Origin of the sequence: Macrococcus animalis, from assembly GCF_047425875.1 — a bacterium.
Classification (GTDB): Bacteria; Bacillota; Bacilli; order Staphylococcales; family Staphylococcaceae; genus Macrococcoides; species Macrococcoides animalis.
Genome location: NZ_CP179727.1, coordinates 912,216 through 924,102, shown reverse-complemented (window position 1 = coordinate 924,102; position 11,887 = coordinate 912,216). Strand labels below are relative to the sequence as shown.

14 protein-coding genes are annotated in these 11,887 nt (G+C 33.5%); all 14 read left to right on the top strand.

The window, feature by feature from the left end:
• Window positions 1-166: 166 nt before the first annotated feature.
• The 14 genes from ACMGE9_RS04775 to ACMGE9_RS04710 all read left to right on the top strand — a co-directional run bounded on the left by ACMGE9_RS04775 (window position 167) and on the right by ACMGE9_RS04710 (window position 11,850).
• Window positions 167-607, top strand: a complete 441-nt coding sequence (locus tag ACMGE9_RS04775) for a LytTR family DNA-binding domain-containing protein (RefSeq protein WP_414044111.1) — start codon at window positions 167-169, stop codon at window positions 605-607.
• A complete protein-coding gene (locus tag ACMGE9_RS04770) occupies window positions 604-1,053 on the top strand; it encodes a DUF3021 domain-containing protein (RefSeq protein WP_414044110.1) in 450 nt (149 codons plus the stop codon). The genes ACMGE9_RS04775 and ACMGE9_RS04770 overlap by 4 nt, the downstream gene beginning before the upstream one ends.
• A 132-nt stretch (window positions 1,054-1,185) precedes the next feature.
• Window positions 1,186-1,788: a TetR/AcrR family transcriptional regulator gene (locus ACMGE9_RS04765; protein ID WP_414044109.1), complete on the top strand. Its 603-nt coding sequence runs from the start codon at window positions 1,186-1,188 to the stop codon at window positions 1,786-1,788.
• Between the two features lie 25 nt (window positions 1,789-1,813).
• On the top strand, window positions 1,814-4,132 hold the full coding sequence (locus ACMGE9_RS04760; RefSeq protein WP_414044108.1) for an ABC transporter permease: 2,319 nt from the start codon (window positions 1,814-1,816) through the stop codon (window positions 4,130-4,132).
• A gap of 9 nt (window positions 4,133-4,141) precedes the next feature.
• On the top strand, window positions 4,142-4,888 hold the full coding sequence (locus ACMGE9_RS04755) for an ABC transporter ATP-binding protein (protein WP_414044107.1): 747 nt from the start codon (window positions 4,142-4,144) through the stop codon (window positions 4,886-4,888).
• A gap of 99 nt (window positions 4,889-4,987) precedes the next feature.
• Complete coding sequence (locus ACMGE9_RS04750; RefSeq protein WP_414044106.1) at window positions 4,988-5,533, top strand: GNAT family N-acetyltransferase; 546 nt, start codon at window positions 4,988-4,990, stop codon at window positions 5,531-5,533.
• A 94-nt stretch (window positions 5,534-5,627) separates the two neighbouring features.
• Window positions 5,628-6,806, top strand: coding sequence for a PAS domain-containing protein (locus tag ACMGE9_RS04745; RefSeq protein ID WP_414044105.1), 1,179 nt, complete (start codon window positions 5,628-5,630; stop codon window positions 6,804-6,806).
• A gap of 92 nt (window positions 6,807-6,898) precedes the next feature.
• Entirely contained in the window at window positions 6,899-7,831 is a 933-nt protein-coding gene (locus ACMGE9_RS04740; protein ID WP_414044104.1) for a serine hydrolase, read from the top strand.
• Window positions 7,828-8,745, top strand: a complete 918-nt coding sequence (locus tag ACMGE9_RS04735; RefSeq protein WP_414044103.1) for a sensor histidine kinase — start codon at window positions 7,828-7,830, stop codon at window positions 8,743-8,745. The genes ACMGE9_RS04740 and ACMGE9_RS04735 overlap by 4 nt, the downstream gene beginning before the upstream one ends.
• Window positions 8,746-8,795: 50 nt before the next feature.
• Window positions 8,796-9,302, top strand: a complete 507-nt coding sequence (locus ACMGE9_RS04730) for an AAA family ATPase (protein ID WP_414044102.1) — start codon at window positions 8,796-8,798, stop codon at window positions 9,300-9,302.
• Window positions 9,299-9,760: an ASCH domain-containing protein gene (locus ACMGE9_RS04725; RefSeq protein WP_414044101.1), complete on the top strand. Its 462-nt coding sequence runs from the start codon at window positions 9,299-9,301 to the stop codon at window positions 9,758-9,760. The genes ACMGE9_RS04730 and ACMGE9_RS04725 overlap by 4 nt, the downstream gene beginning before the upstream one ends.
• A 123-nt stretch (window positions 9,761-9,883) precedes the next feature.
• A complete protein-coding gene (locus ACMGE9_RS04720) occupies window positions 9,884-10,915 on the top strand; it encodes a threonine aldolase family protein (RefSeq protein ID WP_414044100.1) in 1,032 nt (343 codons plus the stop codon).
• A 10-nt stretch (window positions 10,916-10,925) separates the two neighbouring features.
• A complete protein-coding gene (locus ACMGE9_RS04715) occupies window positions 10,926-11,528 on the top strand; it encodes a class I SAM-dependent methyltransferase (protein ID WP_414044099.1) in 603 nt (200 codons plus the stop codon).
• 19 nt (window positions 11,529-11,547) lie between these two features.
• Window positions 11,548-11,850 carry a DUF5052 family protein gene (locus ACMGE9_RS04710; RefSeq protein ID WP_414044098.1) on the top strand — a complete coding sequence of 101 codons (303 nt, stop codon included), beginning with the start codon at window positions 11,548-11,550 and terminating at the stop codon, window positions 11,848-11,850.
• Window positions 11,851-11,887: the final 37 nt, after the last annotated feature.

Here is an 11,887-nt window from a genome sequence, read left to right as displayed (position 1 = left end):
TTAACTACACTCAAAAACAAAATCCAAGTCACTCCACAATGGGGTGATTTTTTATTTCGTCTTGATATTTCAACCACTTAGTTATATAAAACGACCACTTAGCTCAATCCTATATGAAAAGGCTGTTAATCATGTTTTAATAAGAGTGTAGAGAGGGAGTGAGGAAATGAAAATAGAGATTAGCATCGATGCAGAAGCGGAAGAAAAAATCACGATTTCAGCAAAACAAATGACACCTGTACTTTCAGATTTCCTACAAGATACAGAGAAACGTTTCAATAGTCCAAGGTTAAACGGTAGGTTGAACGACAACGTTTATCCAATTGATTTAGAAGAGGTTGTCCAGTTCATTGTTGAAGATAAACAGGTTCATGCGATAACAATGAACAACAATGCACTCAAACTAGACCAGCGTTTATACCAAATTGAAGAGATTGTTGGTTCAACTTTTGCAAGAATATCTAAGTCAGAAATCATCAATTTAGATTACATTCATCACTTGAAATTAGAGGCAAACGGGATGGTGGAACTCGTAATGAAAAATGGTAATACCACTTATGCCTCAAGACGTTATTTAAAAACGATAAGGGAGCGATTGTCATTATGAAAAAATTAATTTATGCAATTCAAAATGGTGCGTTCATTGGCCTTATGATCTCTATCATTACTTCACTGATTTTTGCAGATGGTAAGTATGTACCACTGTATCCAGATTCATTTATGGGTAAAATTTATTACGATAAATTTGATGAACCGATTATCATGTTGATATGTGTGGGTATTTGGGCATTGATTGGTGTACTATTCACTTATGGCAACTTGATTTTTACAGATACTGATTGGAGTATTACAAAACAAACTGTAGTACATTTCTTGCTCATGTTACTTTTATTCTTACCACTTGCAATTCTTGCGGGTTGGTTCCCACTAGAGCTGGGCAGTATTGCAAGCTTCGTAATAATTTTCATTGTAATTTACATTGCAATGTGGTTTGCCACATATCAAAATAATAAGAAAATGATTCATGAAATTAATAGTAAATTAAAAAATTAAAGATATAAATCGCGTCAACTTTCGTTGGTGCTTTTTTTGTTGTAACTTTGCCATAATTATCAGTATAAATTTACACACGGTGTGTTATATTATAAGTGAATAGACTGACGGTCGGTCAAGGGGGTGGTATTCATGAGAATTGTAAAAGAGCATGATGTTCGAAAATTAGAGATTATAGAAGCAGCCGAAACGTTATTTTTAACGAAAGGTTATGACTCAAGCACAGTGAATAGTATTATTGATTCGGTTGGTATTGCAAAAGGGACTTTCTATCATTACTTTAAATCAAAAGTTGAGGTGCTAGATGCAGTGATTGAGCTAAATGTAAATCAACTTATCGAACGGATGTTGGAGGTTCAAAAAGAAAAATTTATAGATTTAGATGATAAGTTACTGCATGTAATGCAAGCAATGAACATGCAACAAGAAAAGAATTTAGATGCGTTACATCAACCCTCAAATATTTTGTATCATCAAAAGTTAATGTATAAGATGATTGAACGTATCTCTCCAATCATTGCACAAGTGATTGAAGAGGGGAATAATGAGAATGTTTGGCAATGCGAAAAACCTTTGATTAATATCCAAATATTCTTGGCTGCAACTTTTACACTTACAGATGAGCTGTATGTTAAGGATGCAACAATTGATTCAGCTGATATCATGAAAGAATTAATTCTTTTACTCGAAAAATTATTAAATATTGAACCGAATCGCTTTTTAAGCAAAATGTAGTAATCAAACGATAAGGGTGATCGCTATGAAAAATTTATTAATTAAATCTTTGACTAAAAATAAAATTGTTAATCTATCACTCGGAGCACTTATATTTGTATCTTCTATGGCAGCAGGTCTTTCTATCATGCTGATGTCAGAAACTTTTCAATCAATTCATCATTTTCATGATAAAGCTCAGCCACCACACTTCTTACAAATGCATAAGGGAGAGTTAAGTGAATCAAAAGTAAATCGCTGGATGTCTTTACAACAAAATATTACGTATCATCAAAATGTTAAAACAATAGCAATTGATGGAACAGACATTCTATTTGGTAAGCCGGTGCAATCCATGCGTGATACGCAAATTGATTTGTCACTAACGAAACAGAATCCCAAAAAAGATTTATTATTAGATAAGCATCATAACGTTGTGCGATTAAAAGCAAATGAAATTGGGATACCCATACTTCTTAAAAATAAATACAAAATTAATATTGGAGACACGATTTACCTTAAAGTTGAAAATAAGTTAGAACACTTTAAAGTAAAAACGTTTGTATTAGATAGTATGATGAATTCGGAAATGGTATCGAGTACACGTATTCTATTAAGCGACGATAAATTTGATGCACTTGTAGGGAAAATAGGTGAAGTTGAATTTATAGTCGAAGCATATTTTAAGAATCCGAAAGAAAGTAATCAGTTCCAAACGAATTATGCAGCGAGTGATATGCCAAAAGGTGGTCCTGTAATCACACATCAAATGATTTTCTTGATGAGTAGTATATCTGATTTATTATTAGTATTTATTACAGGCATGATGAGTTTGCTGATGTTTATTGTGGCACTCGTGAGTATGCGCTTTGCCATACTCGGAAACTTAGAGGAAGATGTAAAGATGATAGGGACGCTTAAAGCCATTGGATTTAATAATAAGGCAATCCGTAAACAATATTTAAATAAATATCGCGTCATATGTGGCATTGCGATTATACTGAGTATGCTTTTATCACGTGCATTGTTACCCATACTTATGACACATATTAGTGAAACTTTTGGTACGCAGCCTACGCGTATTTCTACGTTAGGAATACTCCTTGTAACGAGTGTTCTCATTTATTTCATGATTGTTATCTTTGTAAGAAAACTATTGAAACGCATCAATCGTTTAACTATTGTAGATGCACTTGTAACTGAAAAAGGATTTGGGAAAAAATCTAACTATAAACTGAAAACATCTATTTTTACAAGTAATAACGTGCTACTTTCACTTGCTAGAAACGGACTGAATCGATATAAGAAATCATGGATGGTTATATTTATATTAAGTTTAGTAACAACAATGATGGTTGCTTTGCCATTCTCACTTTATAACACTTTAAAAGATAAAGACTTTATCACATACATGGGGCATCCAAAAGATGATATAATCATTGAAATTTCAGATGGGGTGAATGCACAAAAATATTATCGACAAGTACTTAAAGCCTTACCAAAAATCGATGCTATCAAATCATTTCAACAGAGTGAAATTGTGAGAGTGGAGACGAAGAACAAAGATAAAGATGTGTATAGTATGGATGTAGAGTCGACTAAAACCCCAGGTATTGGGTTGAAATATTTGAGTGGGAATGCGCCGGAAAATGATGGAGAGATTGCAATATCATATCTAAATGCGAAAGAACTTGAGAAGTCGGTTGGAGATAAAATTAAGATTATGGATAATGATGACACAGTAATATTAAAAATCGTCGGTATATACCAGGATGTAACAGGTGGAGGATTCTCTAGTAAAACAAGTTATCAGTTTAAATCAACAGCCTCTAAATTTGGTTTTTCGATATTTGCTAAAGATGTTGATGAAGTAAACAGTATAGTAGATGTTCTACAAGAAAAGTTTCCAAATGGTGTCACAATTTCACCCATGGAAGATTTAATTAATCAAACATTGGGAAGTATTGCTAAACAGGTCGGGAATGTTACATTGGCAACTACTACTATAGCTTTATGTATGTATACACTTATTTCAAGTTTATTCTTACGACTTAGAATGACAGAGCAGAGTCGTGAAACAAGCATCTTAAAGGCACTGGGTTTTAAATATCAATCAATATTTAAAATTTGGAGTTTACAATCAGTATTTACAGTAAGTTTGGGAATTATTGGTGGATTACTAGCTGTTCATTTCTTTGGTAGCTTGCTTATTAGTCTGCTTTTACAATTTGCTGGATTAGGGATTAAATCTATTCAACTCGTTCCAAACATTTATGTACAGTTTTTAATGCTACCAATCGTCATGGTACTGCTCATATTGATCGTGACACGTATTTTACTCGTTAAGGAAAGAAAGCTAATTTAGGAGGTTACTATGATGAATCCATTACTTAGTATTGAACATTTGTATAAAAGCTTTGGTGATACGGAAGTACTATCAGATATCAACTTTACAATTGATGAAGGTGAAATGGTTGCAATCATGGGGCAATCTGGATCAGGTAAGTCGACGTTACTTTATTGTTTGAGTGGGATGGATAAATTTTCAAAAGGTAACGTCCAAATACTTGGGCAAGATATCACGAACATGACAGATGAAGAATTGAGTGATTTTCGTTTGAAGACGATGGGTTTTATTTTTCAGCAAGCTAATCTATTAAAAGATTTAAATGTGAAAGATAATATTATGTTGCCTGCTTTACATGTGGGTGATACATTAAGCAATGTTGAGGCAAGAGCAGAACAATTGATGGAAGCGACAGGTATTACTCACATTGCACATCATGATATAAATGAGGTTTCTGGTGGTCAACTACAACGTGCAACGATATGTCGAGCACTTATCAATCAACCGAAACTACTTATAGGGGACGAGCCGACAGGAGCATTAAATTCAAAAGCAACAATAGAATTAATGGATATCATGAACCAGATTAATAATGACGGGACAACAGTTATTTTAGTTACACATGATACGCAGGTCGCTGTCAGAGCAACAAGAATCATATATTTGAAAGATGGACAAATACATGATGAATTGAAACTAGGTAGTTATGATAATGGTGTGGTTGAAGAACGAATGGAAAGACTTAAACACTGGCTTGAAGAAATGGGATTCTAAATAAAAGGCTATCAGCTGATAGCCTTATTTTAGTTGACTAAAAATATGATATTTATTAATCTAATAAAAATAAAAAATGAATTGAAATGAGGGACAATCATGAACAGACTATCAATTAAAGTAGACGAACGCATTGAACTAGTGCAAGCAGAAATATTGCTAGGTGAAGATTTATATCATGTGATTGATCGAAATAGAACGCACTTAAGAGAATTTCTTACTTTTATTGACGATATTAAAGAACCAGCACATGAAACAGCTTTTATTAAGAAAATGTTAAGTGAACAAGCACAGGGAACGGGTCGATTATTTTTAATTTTTGTGGATGGTGAAATATCAGGGACATTAGATTTACATGCAATCAATCAAGGATTTAAAAAAGCAGAAATAGGTTATTGGTTGAAAGCAGATATAAATGGACAAGGGATTATGACCAAAGCTGTGATTGCACTATGTGACTTTACATTTAATCAACTAGGATTAAATAAGTTATCGATTAGTGCAGATGTTGATAATATTGGTAGTAATAAAGTCGCAGAAAAAGCAGGATTCGAATTCGTTGGAGTGGATAAACAAGATGTTGTATTGTACGGTGAATTCCGAGATATGAATCGTTATAGTTTACTGAAAGAGAATTTTAAATGATAATGACCGACGATTTTGTGAAGATTTGTGTGATTCAGACATAGATTGACCTATAAGGTGTATATTATATATATCTTAAATAACGAGGTGTAGTATGCTAAATTTCGAGCATTCAAATAAAATCAAAGATATATTAACAGCAATTCAAAATAATCTAGCACCAGAACAATTATCGTATTTCGAAGATCTTTCGCTCGTTGAATTCATACAAGCAATCATTCAAGTGCATTATACGGAAGGTCAGTTTGATATCGAGACAATTCATGAAATGATTACACTTTATAATAAACAAATGCATGAAGAAATCCAAAATGTATATGTTACTTTAGATGACGATCATCCACTTAATATCTTGTATCGTGAGAATGAAGTGTTTAGAAATATACTATCTCAGATTAAAGACAAGATGATAACTTTAGAACAAGATAAAGATGCTTCAATCCTTGAAACGGATTTGAATGTGTTAGGTAATCTATACGCGCATTATAACCGTAAAGAAAAATTGATCTTTCCGATTCTAGAGCGTAAGCAAGTCTATACATTACCAAGAAAAGTTTGGGCAATGGATGATGACATACGTGCAACTTATCATCAATTGAAGAAGCGATTAAAGCGTATTGATGAGATAGAATTTAAACATATCAAGAAATCGTTTGATACTTTATATGTAGAAATGAAACAGATGATGATTCATGAAGAAGATATATTAATACCACTGATTCAAGAAATATTTACGGCACAAGATTTTGAAACGATTGCAAATGAAAGTGATGCCTTTGGTTATGCAGTAAATGTAGATTCCATTTGGACAAATCAAGATAAAGAGTATGAAGTAAATCTTGCGTCTGATGAAGACAGATCACAAAACATCAAGATTGGCGGGGGGTACTTAACAGTGAAAGAAGCGGAATTAATTCTTAACAATATTCCGCTAGAGCTTACCTTTGTGGATAAGAATGGGCTGTTTAAATACTTTAATGAAATTACAACATCAGCTGATATGATGTTTATTCGAACGCCGATTTCTATTGGTAGAAGCGTAGCGAACTGTCATCCTCCCAAAAGTTTGAAGAAGATGATGCAAGTCATGCGACTACTTAAAAATAAAGAACAAGAAACAGTAACGATGTGGTTTAAAAAAGGTGACGAATATATTTATGTGACGTATAAGGGTGTGTTTGATGAAGCAGGAGAGTATCAAGGTATCTTAGAATATGTTCAAGATATTCAACCCTTCATGGACCTACCAAACGTCGTCAAAAGAGATATATAGTTTCACGTGGAAATCATAATTTAATGTTCAGTTAATGTTTAATAATATTCCATTAAACCCCTCCTTTTATACTAAAGAAAAAGGAGGGGTTTATGATGAAAAGAATCATTTCATTGATCTTAGTGATAATCGTTTCACTCGCTTTTGTGCCAAATGTGTTTGCAGTAGGATTTAAAGTTGATGATGAAGATTTATCGCAACGTATTGATAGGTATATCGAGAAAAGAAAAGATACAATGGCTTCAGTTGCGATCGGCGTCTATCGCTCAGGTAAAGTTGTGTATCGAGATTACTATAGATATATTGATGTAGAAAACAAAGTGAAAGCTGATGACAAAAGTATTTACGAATGGGGTTCTGTTTCTAAAGTATTGACATGGGTTGCGGTCATGCAATTAGGGGAAGCGGGTAAGATAAATTTAAATGAAGATATAAAATCTTATTTACCGCAAGATTTCGTAAAAGAGCTTAAATATAAGCATAAAATAACAATGAAGGATTTAATGAATCATCAAGCAGGATTTCAAGAATTGAGTTATCCCATTGAGTATGAAGAAGCGGCAGATATACCTACTTTAGATCAGTTGTTATTATCGTCAGAACCAAAGCAAATTTATAAACCTGGCACTGTAACTGCTTATAGTAACTGGTCTTCTACACTCTCTGCATATGTTGTAGCATCTATTGCGAAACAACCTTTTTATGAGTATGTAAAAGAGAATATATTTGAGCCATTAGAGATGACTAAAACTGCAATAAAGCCTGATTGGGAGGATAATGCATTTGTAAAAGCAAGTAGAAAGCAATCTAAGGCCTATTCATATTATGTAGGAAGTAAATCAAGTTTAGGGCAATCTATTGTTTATGTAGGTTTATATCCAGCAGGAGCAGCTGCTGGAACAATGGATGATTATTATGTGGAAGATGATAATTCAATACGAGTTATCATGAATCGACTTAGAGATAAAGTTGGAAAAGACCGTATTCAAACAATACGTGGTTTAGGATATAGGTTGAATCTATGAAGACATTACAAAAGAAAATTATTATTAATTTCGTAATCTCACTCGTCGTACTGTATCATATTACAGTAATAACAGATGGTATTTTTGAAATCTTTCTGAGAAAATATCCAGATTATTCTTTACAATTTAATATTATTGGCGCACTCAATATATTAATTAGCATATTGTATATTGTCATCGTAACGTACTTTTTCGTGAAAGTATTAAAGCGAGATATTCAAGAAGCAATAAAAAAACAAGTTGAAGAAATCAATTTAATATATGCATCGATTGCACATGACTTAAAGACACCGATGACATCAATAAAAGGTAATGCTTTAGCGTTAAAAGATAATAAAGTACCAGCTGAAAGCATTCATCAAAAGTATGAAATTATTAATGCGAAGGTAAATGAGATTGAGTATTTACTTAATAATATTCTTTCTTATGCTAAATTATCAGGTGGTGTTGTGCAAAGTAAAGTAAAGACAGATATTGCATTAATGCTAAGAGAAATTGTAATAGAACATTTAGAAGCAATAGAGAATAAAGATATACAATATGAAATTGATATACCGGAATCTTCAGTTGAAATTCTTGCATCACCGATGGAACTGAAACGTGCGTTTAGTAATTTAGTAATCAATGCGATACAACATAATGAACCAGGTGCAACGATTGCAATAGGGTTAAAGAATAATAACACACACGTTCAAATCTATATTGCAGATAATGGTCAATTGATTGAAAATGATATAAAAGAAGAAATCTTTAAACCATTCATTAAACAAAGCTCACATAGGCCAACAGGGACTGGAAGCGGATTAGGTTTATCAATTGTAAAAGAAATTGTAGCATCAATGAAGGGAAAAGTTGAAATTAAACAACTCTTCATGTCATATCAAAAAGCATTTGTCGTAAAGCTTAATAAATAATTGGTACTCGAGAGAAATCTCGGGTACTATTTTTATATAAGGACAAGGTGATGATATGGCTAAACTTATTATTAATAAGAGGTAATTCAGCTAGTGGAAAAACCTCGACTGCAAAGCTACTTCAGGATAAATTGGGTGAGGGTACCATACTCGTTTCTCAAGATTTGTTAAGGCGTGAGATGTTGAGAGAGAAAGATAAAGTTGGTAATCTTTCTACTGAATTACTGAGAACAATGATAGTGTTTGGAATGACGCACTGCAAATATGTTATTGTTGAAGGGATTTTGACGAACCGTAAACATGGCGATATGTTGATTGAAATGATTAAGCAATATCATAATGATACTTATGCTTATTATTTCGATATACCATTTGAAGAAACATTAAGGCGACATCAATATAAGAAGAATGTAGACTTTGGAGAAGTAGAAATGCGTCAATGGTTTATTGATAAGGACTTTTTAGGCACGGAAAACGAGTACGTTATTACGGAAGCATTCAGTCAAAATCAGATACTTGAATTAATTAAGAGGCAAGTGATGGAGGTAGAGCAATGAATAACATAACCAAATTATTTTGGGATAAATATAAAGAAGAAAATGGGTTAGCAAACATTGAAGCTTCAGCTTGGCAATTTGGAGCAGATCCGGACGAACTTGCAAGACTAGTAGCAGAGGGTAAGAAAACAGGGACTTGTTCATTACATAAATTATATGAAATCGATGGAGAGTTACTGCCACAAGTCGGACAATACGATATTATTCTAAATAAAGAAGATATGCCTGTCGCAATTATTCAAACAAAGAAAGTTGAAATAGAACAGATGGATAAAGTATCAGAAGCATTTGCGATTTCTGAAGGTGAAGGAGATGGCACTTATCAATATTGGTGGGATGCGCATGTTGAATTCTTCTCGAAGATTGTAAAAGAATATGAAGATGTAGCCTTCGATACGAGTGATAAACTCGTTTGCGAGACTTTCGAAGTGGTTGCTTTATACAATGATTACAAGTAATGATTAGTTATAGAAATAGCGGTATCTGATTATGTAACCCGAAAATTCCGCTAAAACTAAAGGATATTAGCGGCATCTGGGTGTTGAAACCCAAGATACCGCCAAAAATAAGGAGAGATAAATATGTTTCGATTTGATAATGATTATTCTACAGGTGCACATCCTTTAATATTAGACCGTTTGGTTGCAACCAATGATGAACAACATCCGGGTTATGGTGTGGACGATCACTGTATGCGTGCTGCGGAATTAATTAAGCAAGAGTGTACGGGTGATGTTGATGTTCACTTTTTAGTAGGTGGGACTCAAACAAACAAGACGGTGATTGCATCGATGTTAAGACCGCATCAAGCTGTAATTGCAGCAGATTCTGGCCATATCGCGGTCCATGAAACAGGCGCGATTGAATCTACTGGTCATAAAGTCATTACGGTTCCAGGCTTTGATGGAAAGTTACGTTTAGAAGATGTGGCAAGCTACGTCGAAGATTATTGGAATGATGTAACGTTTGAGCATATTCCGCAACCGAAGATGGTTTACATTTCTCAACCCACTGAGTTTGGTACTTTATATTCAAAACAAGAATTGCAAGATTTATATCACTTCTGTCAAGAAAAGCAGATGTATTTAATGGTGGATGGTGCACGTTTAGGCTACGCTTTAGCTGCTAAAGAAAATGACGTAACGATTAAAGATTTATCTGAACTAAGTGATGTGTTCTATATTGGTGGCACGAAGGTCGGTGCATTATTTGGAGAAGCGGTTGTGTTTACGAACGATGAATTGAAGCCTGACTTCAGATATTTTATTAAACAAAATGGTGGAATGCTTGCTAAAGGAAGACTCCTTGGTATTCAATATGAAGTATTATTTGAAAATAATCTATATGTTGAAATCTCTAAGCATGCAGTAGATTTAGCAGATAAAATGACTGAAGCTTTTGAAGCGAAAGGGATTCAAATGAAATATCCATCACCAACAAATCAACGTTTTCCAATCTTAACGAAAGAGCAAATTGAAGTGTTACGTGAGAAATATACATTTGCAGATTGGGAGAAGTTAGATGACAATTTATTTGCGGTGCGTTTCTGTTCAAGTTGGTCAACTAAACCTGAAGAAGTTGATGCTTTAGTTCAAGATATTCAAGCTTTATAGGGAGGCACATATGAATCATTGGGATGAGAAGTTTAAAGATAAAGTATATTTATATGGCGAAAAGGCGAATCAATTTGTTAAAGATCAATTTACGCAAGAAGGCACTGGAAGTATTGCTTGTTTTGCTGAAGGTGAAGGACGAAATGCTGTTTATTTAGCGCGACTTGGGTATGATGTTATAACGTTTGATTATTCAGCTGAAGGATTGAAGAAAACAGAAAAGTTAGCTGAGAAATTTGGTGTAAAAGTAAATACAAATCTTCAAGATTTAACGAAAGAAAATGCAGTTGATGCTTCACAGTTTGATTACGCCATTATGATTTTTGGACATGTTAAAGAAGAAAGTCAGCAAGCTTTATTTAATAATCTAATCCAGTCAGTAAAGTCAGATGGCAAGATTTACTTTGAAGTATATGCTAAAGCGCAACTTGAGTATGGAACAGGTGGACCGAAAGATAATGAAATGTTATATGATTTAGAAATGGTTAGAAAGCATTGTGAATTAAATGATGTGACAATTATCGAACTAGAAGAAAAAGAGGTCGTTCGTCATGAAGGTGATAAACATAATGGAAAATGTTGTGTGATTCAAGGTATACTTGGAAAGAAATAAATATTAAAGGAGTACACACATGAAAAAATTCATTTTACCAAGTGTTTTGTTATCAGCAACTGTGTTGTTATCTGGCTGTACTGTATTTGATGATTGGGGTAAAGACTTTGAAAGTGATGCAAAAGGTCTAGATCGAATAGTTACGGTTTATAGTAAAGATGGTAAAGTGCTTAAGAAATATCACGGTAAGAACGTCCGAACGAAATATAATGAAAATGGTGGGACACAAGTTACAATCAATATCGATGGTAAACGTGTACAAGTCATTAATGCAGATGTCATAGTAGAGGAAAAAGGTTCAGAGCAATTTGAAGTAAAATAGTAATATACGCCACCATAAGATAATACTTATGGTGGTA

Bases quoted from the DNA above. Each gene is read 5' to 3' on its own strand.
- ACMGE9_RS04775 (WP_414044111.1), top strand. From the start codon at position 167: ATGAAAATAGAGATTAGCATCGATGCAGAAGCGGAAGAAAAAATCACG.
- ACMGE9_RS04770 (WP_414044110.1), top strand. From the start codon at position 604: ATGAAAAAATTAATTTATGCAATTCAAAATGGTGCGTTCATTGGCCTT.
- ACMGE9_RS04765 (WP_414044109.1), top strand. From the start codon at position 1,186: ATGAGAATTGTAAAAGAGCATGATGTTCGAAAATTAGAGATTATAGAA.
- ACMGE9_RS04760 (WP_414044108.1), top strand. From the start codon at position 1,814: ATGAAAAATTTATTAATTAAATCTTTGACTAAAAATAAAATTGTTAAT.
- ACMGE9_RS04755 (WP_414044107.1), top strand. From the start codon at position 4,142: ATGATGAATCCATTACTTAGTATTGAACATTTGTATAAAAGCTTTGGT.
- ACMGE9_RS04750 (WP_414044106.1), top strand. From the start codon at position 4,988: ATGAACAGACTATCAATTAAAGTAGACGAACGCATTGAACTAGTGCAA.
- ACMGE9_RS04745 (WP_414044105.1), top strand. From the start codon at position 5,628: ATGCTAAATTTCGAGCATTCAAATAAAATCAAAGATATATTAACAGCA.
- ACMGE9_RS04740 (WP_414044104.1), top strand. From the start codon at position 6,899: ATGATGAAAAGAATCATTTCATTGATCTTAGTGATAATCGTTTCACTC.
- ACMGE9_RS04735 (WP_414044103.1), top strand. From the start codon at position 7,828: ATGAAGACATTACAAAAGAAAATTATTATTAATTTCGTAATCTCACTC.
- ACMGE9_RS04730 (WP_414044102.1), top strand. From the start codon at position 8,796: ATGATATGGCTAAACTTATTATTAATAAGAGGTAATTCAGCTAGTGGA.
- ACMGE9_RS04725 (WP_414044101.1), top strand. From the start codon at position 9,299: ATGAATAACATAACCAAATTATTTTGGGATAAATATAAAGAAGAAAAT.
- ACMGE9_RS04720 (WP_414044100.1), top strand. From the start codon at position 9,884: ATGTTTCGATTTGATAATGATTATTCTACAGGTGCACATCCTTTAATA.
- ACMGE9_RS04715 (WP_414044099.1), top strand. From the start codon at position 10,926: ATGAATCATTGGGATGAGAAGTTTAAAGATAAAGTATATTTATATGGC.
- ACMGE9_RS04710 (WP_414044098.1), top strand. From the start codon at position 11,548: ATGAAAAAATTCATTTTACCAAGTGTTTTGTTATCAGCAACTGTGTTG.